Here is a 16,776-nt window from a genome sequence, read left to right as displayed (position 1 = left end):
GCGTGTCGGTACAACGACACGCAGGGTTTCGCGTACAAGTGCGGACCCTCGCGGGCCACGCACCGGCGCCGGCAAGACCTAGCCGCGCTCCCACGGCGCGCTCTCGTCCATCTTTTCGTAGTACTTCGCCAAGTGGCTTTTGACACGGCCGACTTCGGCCTTGGGCAACTCGATGCCGCCGCGAGCGCCGTCCCTGATCGCGCCGGCAATCATGATTCCCCGCGGCACCGCTTTGAGTTCGCCGCCGACGACGTCGGCGAACAGCAGCTTGTAGGCGGTGAAGTTGTCCTTCTTGCCGCTGTCGTACCAGATGTGGGCATCCCGGTATTTCTGGTTCGGTTTGTCCTGTGCGCCGGCCCATTTGCGAACGCGCTTCTCGGCGGCGTTGCCGTCCCACTTGCGGTCGCGATCGGCCAACGGCAGGTCCTTGAACGCTGTTACTGACATCCTTTTCGCGTGCCCGCTTCCCGCGGGGGGTAAACGCGTGAATGGACTCGCGTTCAACCTTCAACGCTCGTGCTGTCCCCGTCATCGCCGGCCGGACCGGCCGCGGTCAACGCAATCGAAATCGGGATGGGTGTGGACATCTCGATGTGGCCCTGCGCGTCGAAATAGGCGCCGATGGTGTACTCGCCCTCGGCCTCGACCGAGAACGCGAGGTCTTGGGTAAAGCACCGGTACTTGGATGGTCTGTTTTCCTCGTCCGGCCAATGCCAGCTACCTTGAAGGCTCCCGCGCGGGACGCCGTCGGGGTCTTTGCAGACGACATGAAGTTCGGGGTCGTAGTCCCCACCGGCCTTGGCGTGCACGACGAGAACGACGGGGACCCTTGCCATCAAAGGGAATTTGTCGACTTGGAACCACGTCGTGGGTATTTCGGTGGCATAGATTGCGCCGCTGTCGTCGAGCGCGGCGGTGCCCGCCACAAACAGTGCCGCGACATTCAGCATTAGGACAGCTTAATCGTGCGCCGGAGAAGAATCGGTAGCGAAGCGCCGCAAGAATTTCGCAAGTGTCCGACAATAACCTACGGCCGGGCAACAGAAAGGAAATTCCATGGACCGCATCCGCAGCCTGAAATCGATCCTTGCCGGTGCGCTGCTTTCAGGCGGCCTGACTGTGGCCGGAATCGGGCTGGGCGCAGGTACCGCCCACGCCGACGGTCCACACCACTGGTGCCCAGGGAATCCCAAGAACATGCCCTACGTGCCGAACAGCATGATCGACTGGGATTGGAATATCTGCCACACCTGGTACCCCACCAACTACGGGATGGGGAACGTGACCAGCCAAGGCCGACCCATGTCAATTTGGGACGGAGACAATCCACCGCCGGAAGCGATCACGCCTCGAGGGTGCCCACCCATCGCATTCATGTGTCCGTAGTAGCGCCCGCCGCCGCGATGTAGTCCTGAAGTGACGAGCGTCGGGCTTATGGACGAATTCCAGGGGCGGTTTCTATACCTGGAGGCCCGCACTCGGCGTACTGAAGTTGGGACCGGTAGCAACGCGGGCGATGTCGAATTGCACACTAACGCGGCCCACCAGGGCCCCACCACCGGAAAAGGGCAATCGTGAACAACTTTCGATCCATGACGCGACGAATCGCGCGGGCAGCAACGACTGCGTTGGTGGCCGGAGGTGTCGGTGTGGCCGGTTTAGGCCTGACCGTGGGTACCGTCGGGGCCAGTCCCGGCGGCGCGTGGCCCGGCTGCCCGAACGATCACCCGAGCGGCCCCTGCCACTGGTGCCCGAGCGACCCCCCGGTGCAGACCGGCAATCTTCGTACGGACCCGGTGCGTTGGGACGCGAATGTCTGCCACACGTACTGGTACGTGTACCCGGGGCAGGGCAACGTTGCCAGCATGATCTTCGAGGGGGATGCCCCACCACCGCCGCCCCCGCCGGCGCGGCCGGGCCTCATCAACAGGGACAACTGCCAGCAGATCCTCGGGATCTTTTGCCCTCACGCGTGACCCGAGGCCGGCCCGAGGCCGGGCACGATGTCGCCGAGGCTGAAGGTGACCGGCTGCTCGAGTTGGGCGTAGGTGCACGAGCGTGGGTCGCGGTCGGGGCGCCACCGGCTGAACTGAGCGGTGTGGCGGAACCGAGCGCCTTCCATGTGGTCGTAGCGGACCTCGACCACCCGCTCGGGTCGTAGCGGCACGAACGAGAGGTCCTTGCCGGCGTTCCAGCGCGAGAATTCGTTCTTGCGCGGCGTGCGTTCGCCGGCCTCGTGCGCGGCCCAGTTCCACGGGTGGGCCTCGAAACTGGTTACCAGCGGCTGCAATTCGGCGAACAGCCGCCGCCGTTCGGCCATCGGCAAGGCGCCGATCACGCCGACCGACGCGAGCTGCCCGTCATCGGTGTATAGCCCGAGCAGCAGCGAGCCGATCGCGTCACCGCCCGACTTGTGGACCCGATAGCCCGCGACCACGCAGTCGGCGGTCCGCTCGTGCTTGATCTTGAACATGACGCGCCTGTCCGGCTGATAGGTGATGGTCAGCGGCTTGGCGATGACGCCGTCGAGGCCGGCGCCCTCGAACTCCTCGAACCATCGTTGCGCGGTGTCCAGATCGGTGGTCGCCGGGGTGACATGGATCGAGGGCCCGGAGGTTTTCAATGCGCCGACGAGGGCTGCCCGCCGCTCGGAGAACGGGCGCCGGGTGTAGTCGTCGCCCCCGAGGGCGAGCAGGTCGAACGCGATGAAGGAAGCCGGCGTCTTCTCGGCCAGCATCCGCACCCGCGAATCGGCCGGGTGGATCCGCTGCTGCAGCGCCTCGAAGTCCAGGCCGTGCTCGGTGGCGACGACGATCTCGCCGTCGATCACGCAGCGCTGCGGCAGCTCGGCTCGCACCGCCGCGACCAGTTCGGGGAAGTAGCGGGTCATCGGGCGCTCGTTTCGGCTGCCGAGCTCGACCTCGTCGCCGTCGCGGAAGCAGATGGACCTGAACCCGTCCCATTTGGGTTCATACGACGCATCTGGCGGGATCGACCGCACCGGCTTGGCGAGCATCGGCGACACCGGCGGCATGACGGGTAAGTCCATTGATTCATTGTGCTGGAATCAACATGTGGCGGTTGCAGCGGAGGAAATGGACGTCGACGGCATCTCCGTGCGGGTGACCAACCCCGACAAGGTGTATTTCCCCGCGTTGGGGTCACAGGGCACCAAGCGCCGGCTGGTCGAGTACTACCTGGCCGTGGCTCCCGGGCCGATGATGACCGCGCTGCGCGACCGGCCCACCCATCTGCAGCGCTTCCCCGACGGCATCGACGGCGAGGAGATCTACCAGAAGCGGGTGCCGCAACACCGTCCGGACTACCTGGAGACCTGCCGGGTGACGTTTCCGTCGGGACGCACCGCCGACGCGCTGAGGGTGACCCACCCGTCGGCCATCGTGTGGGCGGCGCAGATGGGCACGGTGACGCTGCATCCCTGGCAGGTGCGCTGCCCGGCCACCGACCATCCCGACGAGTTGCGCATCGACCTGGATCCGCAGCCCGGTACCGGTTTTCAGCAGGCGCGCTCGGTGGCCGTGGATGTGCTGCGGCCGCTGCTGGACGAACTCGGGTTGGTCGGCTACCCGAAGACCTCCGGGGGCCGCGGGGTGCACGTTTTCCTGCGCATCGCCGCCGACTTCGACTTCGTCGAGGTGCGCCGGGCCGGCATCGCGCTGGCCCGCGAGGTGGAACGCCGCGCGCCCGACGCGGTGACCACGTCGTGGTGGAAGGAAGAGCGCGGCGAGCGCATCTTCATCGACTTCAACCAGAACGCCCGGGACCGCACCATGGCGTCGGCGTATTCGGTGCGGCGCACGCCGATCGCGACGGTTTCGACGCCGCTGACGTGGGACGAGCTGGCCGGCGCCGATCCCGACGACTACACCATGGCGACCGTGCCCGGGTTGGTGAAGCGCCGGGACGATCCGTGGGCCGGGATGGACGACGTGGCCCAGTCGATCGCGCCGTTGCTGGAGATGGCCGCCGCCGACGAAGCGCGCGGGCTTGGCGACATGCCGTATCCGCCGAACTATCCGAAGATGCCGGGGGAGCCGAAACGCGTTCAGCCGAGCCGGGATACGGATCTGAAGGGGAAGAACAGGTCGAGATAAGCGGTGCGCCGACTAGCACACATAAGGGGGCGGCGAATCCCCCGAATGGACCCTGACGTCGCACCTCCCTGACGGCAGGGAATGAAGTTCAACTTTCACCAGGGAGGCACTCGCCACCAGGATCCCGGGCGTAAACGACGAAGGGGCCCAGTCGCCCTAACTTAACTAGGCCATGTGGTTCACGCTTGGCCCACGCACGCCGGTAGGGCTGTCGACTCTGGCGTGCGGACCAGGAATGAGTAATCGACAGGTAGTCGATTACTCATGCTTCGCCCTGGACCTCCGGCTTATGCTGCACGCGTCAGACAACCCCGGGGGCTTGTTAGTAGGTGGACCAACATGTCCTGTGTGATCGCAGTCCCGCAGATGATGACCTCGGCGGCTTCGGATTTGGCAACCATCGGCTCGAACGTCAGCGCAGCCCACCTGGTGGCAGCGGCCCCGACCCTCGCGGTGATACCCGCAGCCGCCGATGAGGTGTCGGCAAGTATCGCCCACCTGTTTTCCGCGCACGCCCAGGATTATCAGGCCCTGGCCGGGCAGGCTGCGGCGTTTCATCAGCAGTTTGTGCAGAACTTGACCGGCGGCGCTGCGTCGTATGTCAGCGCCGAGTCCGGGATCGCCGCGACGCTTACGCCTACATTCCCCAGCCTCTCCGATTTCTTCCAGGCCGGCCTGAGCGATTTCAATACCTCGACAGGCAATTTCGTCCACTCGTTTGGCTCCTTCCCCAACCTCGCGTGGGACCAGTTGGGCCGTGCCGCGGATGATGCGCTGGTCCTTCTCCTATGGCCGATCACATATCCGATCACCGCTGTCAGCGTGTTCGCCGTCGAGGCCGTGCTCGACGCCATCATCAATGCCTTTGTCGCGTAGCCGACGCGCGTTTTCGCAGCACCGGCAGCCGCATTAGCCTTGCTGATCATCGACCAACACCGGCCGGGTCCGAAGCCGCCGGCGCAACCGCTCGGTGTTGCGATGGCAACCCTGCCTTCGCCCTCCGGCGGCCGAGAGTCCCCCCGCTCTTCGGTTGATGTCGTACTCATCGCGTCCACCCGTCGATCTGGTCGGCGGCCTCGGGGAGCGCCTGGGCAAGAGTGCGGGCACCTGCGCGGCCTTGATCGAGAGACGCTCGGTGGATGTCCCGTCAATCAGCTCGTCGACGAACACGATCGGGTTGTCGAACTCCGCACCGTCGTGCTCGGCACAGCGGTCAACTGCTTGGCACCCCGAAGATGCCAGGGGAGCCGAAACGCGTTCAGCCGAGCCGTGATTCGGATCTGAAGGGAAAGAAGTAACAGCGATATCTGCGCAGCGGGCTCTTGTCGCGTTAGCCGATCAGATGTGAAGGGCACGCCTCGCATTGCGGTGTCAGTCCGCGAATTGTCAGCTCAGCGTGGTTGCGCGCCGCCGAAACGGTTATCCCGGTCATATGGCCAACGAGCGCTGGCCGGGTAATTCGCGGGGAGAACCACATGGGTATCGGAATTTCGGTCGCGGGGCTGAGCAAGTCGTTCGGGCCTTCCCGAGTATGGGAAGACGTCACGATGGACATCCCCCCGGGTGAGGTCAGCGGGTTGATAGGCCCGTCCGGGACCGGCAAGTCGGTGTTTTTGAAGTCCCTGATCGGACTGCTCGAACCGGAGCGCGGCTCCATCGTCATCGACGGCCAGGACATCATCAAGAGCACCGCCAAGGAGCTGTACGACATTCGCAGGCTTTTCGGGGTGATGTTCCAGGACGGCGCGCTGTTCGGCTCGATGAACTTGTACGACAACACCGCGTTCCCCCTGCGCGAGCACACCAAGAAGAAGGAGAGCGAGATCCGTGACATTGTGATGGAGAAGCTCGCGTTGGTGGGCCTGGGCGGTGACGAGCAGAAAATGCCGGGCGAAATCTCGGGGGGTATGAAGAAGCGCGCAGGCCTGGCCCGCTCGCTGGTGCTCGACCCGCAGATCATCCTGTGCGACGAGCCGGACTCCGGCCTGGACCCGGTGCGTACCGCCTATCTGTGTCAGCTGCTCATCGACATCAATGCGCAGACCGACGCCACCATCCTGATCGTGACGCACAACATCAACGTCGCCCGTACCGTGCCGGACAACATCGGCATGCTGTTCCGCCGCAGACTCGTGATGTTCGGCCCGCGCGAAGTGCTGCTGACGAGCGACGAGCCGGTCGTAGGGCAGTTCCTCAACGGGCGGCGCATCGGCCCGATCGGCATGTCGGAGGAGAAGGACGAGACGACGATGGCTGAAGAGCAGGCCATGGTCGACGCCGGTCAGCACGCCGGTGGTGTCGAAGACATCGAGGGAGTGCCGCCGCAGGTCGTCGCCACACCGGGTATGCCGGAGCGTAAGGCTGTGGAGCGCCGGAGAGCGCGAGTGCGCGAGATGCTGCACACACTGCCCCCGAAGGCGCAGAAGGCGATTCGTGACGACCTCGAGGGCGCGCACAGCGACTCCGCCCGTCAATCAGGCGACCCGGACTACGACGATCACGACAGCGACACGGCATCGCTTCCGGCCGCACGGGAACGCTAAGCACGCGGTCCGCGTCAGCGCCGAAACCCGACTTCTTGCGTTCGAACGCAAGTCGGGAAGTAAACAGATTCGCGTCGAGTCGATCTTCGGCGGCAATGTATTCGGCGTGCGCGTTCGGCAAATGTGCGCGTTTGCGCTGATGTTTTATGGCGCGTGGTGGCCGCATGCTGGCTAGCATGAGCGACATTGATCCACGTGTGGACCTGTCGGGGGTGGACTGGAGCGATCTGGGCGTGAGTGGGCTTTTGCCGACGGGCACGGTGACGCTTTTGTTGGCCGACGTGGAGGATTCCACCGGGTTGTGGGAGTCGCGGCCCGAGCAGATGACGGCGGCGTTCGCCTGGCTGGATCGGACGCTGTCGGATCTGCTGGCCGCTCATGGCGGGGTGCGGCCGGTGGAACAGGGTGAGGGCGACAGCTTTGTGGCGGCGTTCGCCCGCGCCTCGGATGCGGTGGCCTGTGCGCTGGAGTTGCAGCGTGCGCCGCTGGCCCCGATCAGCTTGCGAATTGGCGTGCACACCGGTGAGGTGCAGCTGCGCGATGAGGGGAATTACATCGGCCCAACCATTAATCGGACGGCGCGGCTGCGCGATTTGGCCCATGGCGGGCAGACGGTGCTGTCGGGCATCACCGAGGCACTGGTACTCGACACGTTGCCGGCCGACGCGTGGCTGACCGATCTGGGGACTCACGAGCTGCGGGGTGTTCCCCGCCCCGAACGGGTTATGCAGCTGTGTCATCCCGATCTGCGGAACGACTTTCCGCCCTTGCGCACTACGAAAAGTGTTGCGGTGCACAAGCTTCCGCCGCAATTTACCAGCTTTGTCGGCCGTGTCCTGCAGCTGACGGAGGTACGGAAGCTGTTGGCGGAGAACCGAATCGTCACCCTGACCGGTGCCGGTGGGGTGGGGAAGACCCGCTTGGCGGTAGAGCTGGCGGGCCAGTTAGCGAACAATTACTCCGATGGCGTGTGGTATGTGGACCTGGCGCCGATCACCGATCCTGACCTGGTGCCGGTCGCGGCAGCGCGGGCGTTGGGCCTGCCCGACCAGCCCGGCCGATCGATGATGGATACGTTGCTGCGGTTTGTCCGCGATCGGCAGATGTTGGTGGTGTTGGACAACTGCGAGCATCTGCTGTACGTGTGCGCCGAGCTGACCGTCGCCCTGCTGGGTGCGGCCCCCGGGCTGACGCTCTTGGCGACCAGTCGCGAGCCGATCGGCGTGTCCGGTGAGGCGACGTGGCGGGTGCCGTCGCTGTCGGTGGCCGATGAGGCCGTCGAGTTGTTCGCCGACCGCGCCCGGTTGGCCCAGGCCGGTTTCGCCGTGACCGACGAGAACGCCGCCGTGGTGGCCGAGATCTGCCAGCGCCTCGACGGGATGCCGCTGGCGATCGAGTTGGCGGCCGCACGGGTGCGCGCGTTGTCGTTGGTCGAGATCCTCGACAGCCTGCATGACCGGTTCCGCCTGCTAACCGGTGGTTCGCGCACCGCGGTGCGCCGCCAGCAGACTTTGCGCGCCTCGGTGGACTGGTCACACGCCCTGCTTACCGAAAGCGAACGTGTCCTGTTTCGTCGACTGGCGGCATTTCTCGGCGGATTCGACCTCGACGCGGTGCTGGCTGTCGCAGGCGCCGACGGCCTGGAGCGCTACCAAGTCCTCGATCAGCTCAGCCTGCTGGTCGACAAATCATTGGTCTTCGCGGAAAACAGCAGCGGCGCAACGCGTTACCGGTTGCTCGAAACGGTGCGCCAGTATGCGTTGGAGAAACTCGGCGAGTCCGGCGAAGCCGATGCCATCCGCTCGCGTCACCGGGATTACTACGCGGCGCTGGCGGCCCTGCTCGACGCGCCGGCAGGCAGTGATTATGAGCAGCGCCTTGAGCAGGCCGAGATCGAGATCGACAACCTGCGCGCCGCGTTCGGGTGGAGCCGCGAAAGCTCCGACGTCGAGCTGGCGTTGGCGCTGGCGTCGTCGTGGCAGCCGCTGTGGCAGGCGCGGGGACGCGTCCGGGAAGGGCTGGCCTGGTTCGATGCCGTGCTCGCGGACATTGACGCACTGCACATAGAGGTGCCGGCCAGGGTGCGGGCCCGGGCGCTCGCCGACCAGGCCCTGCTCGACACCTGGGTCAACGCCGCCGCCGCCCTGGATCAGGCCCAACAGGCGCTAGCGATTGCGCGCGGCATCGACGACCCGGCCCTACTGGCCCGGGCGCTGGCCGCCTGCTGTTCAATCGCCATCTGGAACAGTCCTGAGGTGGCCCGGTCGTACTTCGCCGAGGCGATCGGCCTGGCCCGGGAGTTGGACGACCGGTGGAGACTCAGCCGGCTTCTCGGCTGGCAGGCACTCGGGGCGGCGGTCGTGGCGGGTACTCCGATACTGGCGCGCACGGCCGCCCAAGAAGGACGCGACCTCGCCGACTCGATCGGCGATGGGTGGACGTCGCGCCAGTGCCGCTTCTGCCTTGGGACGGCGCAGCTGTATCAGGGCGATCCGGCCGCAGCCGTCAAGCAATTCGCCGAACTGGTGTCCGAGGCCGATGCAGCTCACGATGACATCCGGAGGGTGCACAGCGTCGCATATCAGGGCCTCGCACTCGCGTGGCAGGGTGACATCAGCGCGGCCCGTGCCGCCGCCGACGCGGCCTTCGAAGCCGCGTCTGAGCTGGGTGGGGTTACCGCGGGCGCCGCCAACACCGCGTTGGCTGTTGCGGCCCTGGCCGCCGGTGAGGCTGACACGGTGCTCAATGCGACCGCGACGGCTCACCAGCACCCCAGTGGCCTGCCCGCGGTCGCCGCGATAATGCGCGCCTACGGTGCGCAAGCCGCACTGGCGGGCGGGGATCTGCTCGCGGCCCGTCGCTGGGCCGACGACGCCGTCGCGACGACGACCGGCTGGCACCTGATGTGGGCGCTGACCACACGCGCTCGCGTGGCGATCGCGCAGGGTGAGGCGGATCAGGCCGAACACGACGCCCACGACGCGCTCGCGGGCGCCGCCGAAGTGCAGGCCTTCCTGGGCATTTCCGACACCCTGGAGTGCCTCGCCGCTCTGGCCGCCGATGCTGGCAGTCACCGTGAAGCCGCCCGGCTTCTCGGCGCGGCAGACGCCATTCGCAAGCGCATCGGCTCGGTCCGGTTCAAGGTCTACGACGCCGCGTACGAGGCCTCGGTGGCGGCCCTGCGAGACGCCATGGACGAGAAGGACTTTGACGCCGCATGGGCCGAGGGCGCGGCCCTATCCACCGAAGAGGCGATCGCCTACGCGCAGCGCGGCCGCGGTGCACGCAAACGACCCAGCAGCGGCTGGGCCTCGCTCACCCCGGCCGAGCGTGACGTCGTCCGACTCGTCACCGAAGGCCTGGGCAACAACGACATCGCCACACGGCTGTTCGTTTCACCGCGCACCGTGCAGTCCCACCTCACCCACGTCTACGCCAAACTCGGCCTCACCACGCGGGTGCAACTAGCTCAAGAGGCGGCCCGCCAGCCCTGAAACGCCGGGATAAAGGCGAGGGACGAAGCACGTCTATCCGAGAACCGGTGATAATTCGCCCGACAGTAAGCCGCATGGCCGATGCCCGCAGGCTGGATAAATGAAGTTGAGCGTGGCGACCAGCACGGTGACTCCCCCAAGAAGCCGAAGCGGCTGCGGCCGAGCGAGGTCCCGTCAGTTCAATAATGACTCGGGTGATTCCCACCGCACGCCGTCGAATCGTCCGAAATCGCTGTCGTAACTGACTATTCGTGCACGGTGCTCGATCGCCAAAGCGGCCAGGTGGGCGTCGTTGACGAGATTGCCGCCCGCGCCGACCTGCGAAAGCAGCCCGGTCAGCACGTCGCCGTGGCGCGGAGTAGGCGTCACGATGACGGAGGCTGGCGCATTGCACCAGTCGAGTACTTGCGCCATTGCCGCGTCGGTCGTCAGTGGCGAAGGGAAAAGCCCATGCCGAGTCGTCAATCGCACGAATGCGAGCAGCGGCACCCAGGCCAGGCCGACGGTGTCGCCGCCGGACAGCGCACCGTCGAGCCAGCGGCGTGAAGTCTCGTGGTGGTCCGCGGCGGTGTTGACGGCATACAGCAGAACGTTGGCGTCAACGATCCTCATGCGCCGCGGCGCTGACGCCGGATCAGTTCTTCGTCCTCGAGTTCGCCCGCGATCTGCAGGGCTCGGTCCAGGTTCACCGACGGCACACCCAAATCAGCTGTGCGCGTTTCGAAAACCTCGGGAGCCGGCCGCCGTTGCGCACCCTGCCGGATGGCATCATTGAGCGCCTGCTTGAACGATATTTGGCGTTCACGCATCAGGCGCCTGATGACCACGAGCGTGTCGTCATCCAGTGTCACCGTGGTCCGCATACTGACAGCATAGCGTCATTGGTATCGATGCCATGCTGTCAACGAGCGGGGTCCTTGGTAGCGGCAGTTTGAGCTGGGCAAAATCCGCACTGAAAAGCGGCGACAGTACGCGTTTGCGCTGATGTTTTGCTCGTCGCGGGGCCGCATGCTGGCTAGCATGAGCGAGGTTGATCCGCGCGCGGATATGCCGCTGTTGAACTGGAGCGATCTTGGCGTGAGCGGGCTTTTGCCGACTGGCACCGTGACGCTGCTGTTGGCCGATGTGGAGGGCTCGACGCGCCTGTGGGAGACCGACTCCGACGGGATGACCGCCGCATTCGCCCGGCTGGATCGCGAATTATTGGATCTGGTCGCCGCTTGTGGCGGGGTGCGGCCGGTCGAGCAGGGTGAGGGCGACAGCTTTGTGGTGGCGTTCGCGCGGGCCAGCGACGCGGTCGCGTGTGCTCTGGGGCTGCAGCGGGCGCCTTTAGCCCCGATTAGCTTGCGGATCGGTGTGCACACCGGCGAGGTGCAGCTACGCGACGAGGGCAATTACATCGGCCCCACCATCAATCGGACGGCGCGGCTGCGCGATCTGGCCCATGGCGGGCAGACGGTGCTGTCGGGGGTCACCGAGGCATTGGTTTCCGACGCGTTGCCGGCCGATGTGTGGCTGACCGATCTGGGCAGGCACGAGCTGCGTGGTGTTCTCCGCCCGGAACGGGTGGTGCAGCTGTGCCATCCCGATCTACGCAACGACTTTCCGCCCTTGCGTACGCCGAAAAGTGTTGCTGTGCAAAATCTTCCGCCTCGGTTCACCAAATTTGTGGGCCGCGGCCCGCAGATCGCGGAGGTGCGGAAGCTGTTGGCGGAGAATCGGATCGTCACCCTGACCGGAGCGGGCGGGGTAGGAAAAACGCGTCTCGCGGTCGAAGTCGCAAGCCACGTGGCGGCGGAATACGCCGATGGTGTCTGGTATGTGGACTTGGCGCCGATCACCGATCCCGCCGTTATGCCGGTGGTGGTGGCCCGCGCGCTGGGGCTGCCCGACCAGCCCGGCCGCTCCACAATGGACACGCTGCTGCGGTTTGTCCGCGACCGTCAGCTGCTGGTGGTGCTCGACAACTGCGAGCATCTGCTCGACGCGTGCGCTGAGTTGATCGTCGCCCTGCTGGGTTCGGCGCCGGGTTTGACGTTCTTGACGACCAGTCGTGAGCCAATCGGTGTGCCCGGCGAGGTGACGTGGCGGGTGCCGTCTTTATCGGTGTCTGATGAAGCCGTCGAGTTGTTCGCCGATCGGGCCCGGCTGGCTCAGCCCGACTTCACCATCACCCACGACAGCGTCGCGACCGTGGCCGAGATCTGCCGACGCCTGGACGGCATGCCGCTGGCAATCGAGTTGGCGGCCGCGCGGGTGCGGGCGTTGTCGCTGACCGAGATCCTCGACAGCCTGCATGACCGCTTCCGGCTGTTGACCGGCGGGGCGCGTACCGCGGTGCGCCGCCAACAAACGCTGCGCGCCTCGGTGGACTGGTCACACGCCCTGCTCACCGACACCGAACGCCTGCTGTTCCGCCGGCTGGCCGCCTTCTTGGGCGGCTTCGATCTCGACGCGGCCCAGACGGTCGCGGGCGCCGACGGGCTTGAGCGCCACCAGGTCCTCGATCAGCTCACCCTGCTCGTCGACAAATCATTAATCGTCGCTGAAAACCTAAGGGGTCGAACGCGGTATCGGCTGCTGGAGACGGTGCGCCAGTATGCCTTGGAAAAACTCGGGGAGTCCGGGGAGGCCGATGCTGTGCGATCGCGTCACCGCGATTACTACACCGCGCTGGCCGCTTTGCTCGACGCGCCAGCAGGCGGTAATCATGAGCAGCGCCTCGAACAGGCCGAAACCGAGATCGACAATCTGCGCGCCGCGTTCGCCTGGAGCAGGGAGAACAACGACATCGCGTTGGCGTTGGCGCTGGCGTCATCGTTGCAGCCGCTGTGGCTCGCGCGGGGCCGCCTCCTGGAAGGGCTGACCTGGTTCGACACAGCACTCGCCGACGATTATGCGCAGCATCCCGAGGTGGCGGGTGTGGTGCGGGCGCGGGCGCTCGCCGACCGCGCCGTGCTCGGTCTGTGGGCAGGCGCCGCCGACAGCCCGGATCAGGCTCAGCAAGCCCTGGCGATTGCCCGCGAGGCCGATGACCCGGCCCTGCTGGCGCGGGCGCTTACCGCCCGCGGCTATATCGCCAGCTACTTCAACGCAGAGGCGGCCCGAGCGTACTTAAGCGAAGCGATCGGTCTGGCTCGCGAATTGGGCGACCCGTGGCGGCTCAGCCACATCCTCACTTGCCAGGCGGTCCTGGCGTTCGCCGCGGGTGACCCCATCGCCTTGCGTGCAGCCGGTCAAGAAGGGGTCGATCTCGCAGACGCGATCGGCGACCGGTTCAACGCGCGGCGGTGCCGCTGGAGTCTCGGCGTGATACAGGTATTCACGGGTGATCTGGCCGGAGCGGTAGCACGATTCGCCGCGGTGGCCGACGAGGCCGCGGCCGCTCACGATGAGATCTGGCGGACGGATAGCCTCGCATTCCTGAGCATCGCGTCGGCGTTTCAGGGTCACATTCCTGCGGCCCGGGCTGCCGCTGACGCGGCCGTCGAGGCATCTGCCGAGCTTGGCGGAATTAAAGCGGGTGCCGCCTATCATGCGTTGGCTACCGCGGCCCTAGCAGCCGGCGATGCCGCGACGGCGAGGGATGCGGCCGAGGCGGCCTGGGCACGCGTGAGTGCCCTGCCCCTAACGGCGGCGGCGGGGCGCGCTTACAACGCCCAGACCGCGCTTGTGGACGGGGATCTTGTCGCGGCTCGCCGCTGGGCCGACGAAGGTGTTACGACCTCGACAGGCTTCTATTTGGCGATAACGCTGACCACACGCGCCCAAGTCGCGATCGCGCAGGGCGAGCCGGAACAGGCCGAACGCGACGCACACGACGCGCTAGCGATCGCCGCCGGAAGCAACGCGTGCCTGCTCATGCCCGACCTCTTGGAATGCCTCGCCGTTCTGGCCGGTAAGGCGAGCAGTCACCGCGAAGCCGCTCGCCTCTTCGGCGTGGCGCACGCCATGCGGCAGCGCATGGGCTTGGTCCGCTTGAAGGTTTACGACGCCGGCTGCGAACCCTCGGTGGCGACGCTTCGCGACGCCATGGGCGAGAAGGACTTTGACTCCGCATGGGCCGAGGGCGCTTCAATGTCCACCGAGGAGGCGATCGCCTACGCCCAGCGTGGCCGCGGTGAACGCAAACGACCCGCCAGCGGGTGGGCGTCGCTGACCCCCACCGAGCGCGACGTCGTCCGACTGGTAAGCGAGGGGCTCGGCAACAACGACATCGCCACAAGGCTATTCGTCTCGCCGCGCACCGTGCAGTCCCACCTCACTCACGTCTACGCCAAACTCGGCCTCACCTCGCGGGTGCAACTGGCCCAGGAGGCGGCGCGCCAGGCATAACGGCAACTATGCGGGCTGCGGGATGAACTCGGGTTGCGAGATGTTGTTGCGCGAACGCGATACCTGGCCGGCGAGGAGCGCGATGAGCGCGCCCGCCAACCCGCCGACCGTCGCCACCTCCGACGAACCCGACAGCACGAAGTAACCGAAACCGGCACCGCCGATGAGCAAGGCGACGCGCGGGGCTGTCCAGTCGGCGGTTGACGGTAACCGATACGACAGACCGATGCCGATCAGCAGCGCCAGGACATGTCCGACGGCGGTGAAATCCGCGCCAGCGGCGGCCATCAGCGCGATGCCAAGCCACCATCCGACCCAAAGGTGGCGCCGGCGCGCCGGTATGGATGTCGTCAGCGCGCCCAGGACGCACACCGCGCCGTAACTGACTCCCACGTCGCTCGCGCGCGCAACGGAGACCGGTAGCCACCCGGCCTTGAGCGCGACGACCAGCCCGACGGCGACGAGCAGCGTGGCACCGATATGGCCGACCGCGAACGCGATGACCAAACCACCACCGCGCCAGATCAATTCGCCCAAGGCCAGCAGGCACACCAGCCAGGGTAGCCACAGGTAGACATCGCCGCCGTCGTCGACGAACGCGCTGCCGACCAACGTGCTCAGGCGGCCGTGCGCCAGATTGTGCAGGTTGGTGCTCATGCGACTCACCGCAACCTCGCGCGCGTGCGGACCGAGCGTGGTCAACGCGAGCGAGATCGCGGCCAGGAGGACCGCGTAGGCCGCCGTGATGCGTACCGATGCCGCGGCGGACAACGTCCGCGCGGCCCACCGCCCGGCCCTGTCGCGAACAACGCTTGCGGCCATCGTTATTCGCCCCTATCCGCGTGACCCGACCAGCCACGGTCGCGGGCCAGCAGGTCTGCGATGGTCTCGCGGCGCACCAGTTCGCGGGCCTTGCCCCCGGCGACGGCGACCAGCGGTGGGCGGCCCACCAGGCTGCAGCTGGAGCCCATCGAGTAGTGATAGGCGCCGGTGCAGGCCACCGCGAGCAGATCACCGGGATGGATGTCGGCGGGCAATTTGACGTCGCGGGCGATCTCGTCACCGGACTCGCAGTGCCGGCCCACCACCGTGACCGGTGCCGCGACGGCCGGCTCCTGCCGATTGGCCAGTGCCACAGTGTATTTCGCGTCAGCGCCCGCGATACGCGGATTGTCGCTCATGCCGCCGTCCACCGCGACGAAGGTGCGTCCGTCGGATTGGCGTTTGACGGCGACCACCCGGTACAGCGTGATCCCGGCACGGGCCGCGATTGCCCGGCCGGGCTGGATCACGACGCGCGGTCGGGGATAACCGTGTTCGGCGCAAGCGGACCGGACCGCGGCCTCGATGACCGCTCCCAGTGCCCGGGGGTTGAGTTCGGGATCGCCGGACCGATAGGGGACCGCGTGTCCGCCCCCGAGGTTGAGCTCGCTCAGCACGACCCCGTGGCGGTCCCGAACATCGGCCATCAAGGCCATCAGTTGCCGGATCGCCTCGCCGTACAGCCCGACATCGGTGAGCTGCGACCCCAACTGGCAGTGCAAGCCAGTCAGGTCGAGCCACGGCTGACCCAGGACGCGCTTGACCGCACCGGCCGCCTGACCACCCGCCAACGCGAAGCCGAATTTCTGGTCGAGCACCCCGGCGCTCAGCGCGCCGGCGTCGAGGTCGGCGATCACCCGGATCAGCACGCGCTGGCGACGGCGCACCCGCCCGGCCAGCAGCGCGATCTCGTTCGGCGTGTCGATCACGATTCGTCCCACCCCGGCGGCGACCGCGTCGTCCAGTTCGCCCGCGGTCTTGGCGTTGCCGTTGAGGATGATCTTCGACGGCGGCACCTCGCCGGTGAGGGCGGTGGCCAGTTCGCCGCCGGAGCAGACGTCCACGCCCGCGCCTTCGTCGGCGGCCCACCCGGCCACGGCCGCGCTCAGCAGCGCCCGACCGGCGTAAATCACCTCGGCACCGGGAAGCGCCGCCCGATAGCCGCGGAGGCGGCCCCGGAAATCTTCCTCGTCGACGACGTAGGCCGGGGTGCCGAATTCGGCAGCCAGGTCGGTGGCGGCGACCCCGCCGACGCACAACCGGCCCAGCTCGTCGACGAAACTGCTCAGCGGCCAGATCGCCCGGTCGAGGTGCGCATCCACCTCGTGCCGCGGCGATGAAAGCAGCTCGAACAGCGTCATACATCCACGGTGCAGGCGGAAGGCGGGGTCCGCCGCGTTCTTAACGAAGCTTTCACACCCGTGTGATTAATCTTCACAGATTCGGTACGGCGGCCCGCATCGTCCG

The 16,776-nt window shown here is 66.7% G+C and carries 14 protein-coding genes; 7 read left to right on the top strand and 7 right to left on the bottom strand.

Annotation, left to right across the window (positions count from 1 at the left end):
* Positions 1–78: 78 nt before the first annotated feature.
* Positions 79–447 carry a hypothetical protein gene (locus VMD50_RS00855; protein ID WP_325423906.1) on the bottom strand — a complete coding sequence of 123 codons (369 nt, stop codon included), beginning with the start codon at positions 445–447 and terminating at the stop codon, positions 79–81.
* Between the two features lie 53 nt (positions 448–500).
* On the bottom strand, positions 501–950 hold the full coding sequence (locus tag VMD50_RS00850; RefSeq protein WP_325423904.1) for a hypothetical protein: 450 nt from the start codon (positions 948–950) through the stop codon (positions 501–503).
* Between the two features lie 106 nt (positions 951–1,056).
* Between VMD50_RS00850 and VMD50_RS00845 the strand changes: the two genes are divergently transcribed.
* Positions 1,057–1,386 carry a hypothetical protein gene (locus VMD50_RS00845; RefSeq protein ID WP_325423902.1) on the top strand — a complete coding sequence of 110 codons (330 nt, stop codon included), beginning with the start codon at positions 1,057–1,059 and terminating at the stop codon, positions 1,384–1,386.
* A gap of 206 nt (positions 1,387–1,592) precedes the next feature.
* Entirely contained in the window at positions 1,593–1,976 is a 384-nt protein-coding gene (locus VMD50_RS00840) for a hypothetical protein (protein ID WP_325423900.1), read from the top strand.
* On the opposite strand, the gene VMD50_RS00835 is transcribed toward VMD50_RS00840, so the two are convergent.
* On the bottom strand, positions 1,967–3,049 hold the full coding sequence (locus VMD50_RS00835) for an ATP-dependent DNA ligase (RefSeq protein ID WP_325423898.1): 1,083 nt from the start codon (positions 3,047–3,049) through the stop codon (positions 1,967–1,969). The two genes, VMD50_RS00840 and VMD50_RS00835, sit on opposite strands and share 10 nt — an antisense overlap.
* Positions 3,050–3,074: 25 nt before the next feature.
* Here VMD50_RS00835 and ligD point away from each other — a divergent pair, with 25 nt between their 5' ends.
* From ligD to VMD50_RS00815, 4 genes are all read left to right on the top strand, one after another.
* Complete coding sequence (ligD, locus tag VMD50_RS00830; RefSeq protein WP_325423896.1) at positions 3,075–4,115, top strand: non-homologous end-joining DNA ligase; 1,041 nt, start codon at positions 3,075–3,077, stop codon at positions 4,113–4,115.
* 339 nt (positions 4,116–4,454) lie between these two features.
* Entirely contained in the window at positions 4,455–4,991 is a 537-nt protein-coding gene (locus VMD50_RS00825; protein ID WP_325423894.1) for a PE family protein, read from the top strand.
* Positions 4,992–5,590: 599 nt separating this feature from the next.
* A complete protein-coding gene (locus VMD50_RS00820) occupies positions 5,591–6,658 on the top strand; it encodes an ABC transporter ATP-binding protein (RefSeq protein ID WP_325423962.1) in 1,068 nt (355 codons plus the stop codon).
* Between the two features lie 233 nt (positions 6,659–6,891).
* Positions 6,892–10,152 (top strand): helix-turn-helix transcriptional regulator, encoded by a 3,261-nt coding sequence (locus tag VMD50_RS00815; RefSeq protein ID WP_325423960.1) that lies wholly within the window; start codon positions 6,892–6,894, stop codon positions 10,150–10,152.
* 174 nt (positions 10,153–10,326) lie between these two features.
* Here VMD50_RS00815 and VMD50_RS00810 read toward each other — a convergent pair whose 3' ends face one another.
* Together VMD50_RS00810 and VMD50_RS00805 are read right to left on the bottom strand one after the other, a co-directional pair.
* A complete protein-coding gene (locus tag VMD50_RS00810; RefSeq protein WP_325423892.1) occupies positions 10,327–10,764 on the bottom strand; it encodes a type II toxin-antitoxin system VapC family toxin in 438 nt (145 codons plus the stop codon).
* On the bottom strand, positions 10,761–11,015 hold the full coding sequence (locus VMD50_RS00805; RefSeq protein ID WP_325423890.1) for an antitoxin: 255 nt from the start codon (positions 11,013–11,015) through the stop codon (positions 10,761–10,763). Before VMD50_RS00805 ends, VMD50_RS00810 begins: the two co-directional genes overlap by 4 nt.
* A 214-nt stretch (positions 11,016–11,229) precedes the next feature.
* Between VMD50_RS00805 and VMD50_RS00800 the strand changes: the two genes are divergently transcribed.
* Positions 11,230–14,487, top strand: coding sequence for a helix-turn-helix transcriptional regulator (locus VMD50_RS00800; protein ID WP_325423958.1), 3,258 nt, complete (start codon positions 11,230–11,232; stop codon positions 14,485–14,487).
* Between the two features lie 6 nt (positions 14,488–14,493).
* On the opposite strand, the gene VMD50_RS00795 is transcribed toward VMD50_RS00800, so the two are convergent.
* Complete coding sequence (locus tag VMD50_RS00795) at positions 14,494–15,309, bottom strand: rhomboid-like protein (protein WP_325423888.1); 816 nt, start codon at positions 15,307–15,309, stop codon at positions 14,494–14,496.
* A 2-nt stretch (positions 15,310–15,311) separates the two neighbouring features.
* Positions 15,312–16,670: a diaminopimelate decarboxylase gene (lysA, locus tag VMD50_RS00790; RefSeq protein ID WP_325423886.1), complete on the bottom strand. Its 1,359-nt coding sequence runs from the start codon at positions 16,668–16,670 to the stop codon at positions 15,312–15,314.
* Positions 16,671–16,776 lie beyond the last annotated feature (106 nt).

The organism is Mycobacterium sp., assembly GCF_035506235.1.
Taxonomy (GTDB): domain Bacteria; phylum Actinomycetota; class Actinomycetes; order Mycobacteriales; family Mycobacteriaceae; genus Mycobacterium.
This window is presented reverse-complemented; position numbering and strand designations above follow the sequence as displayed.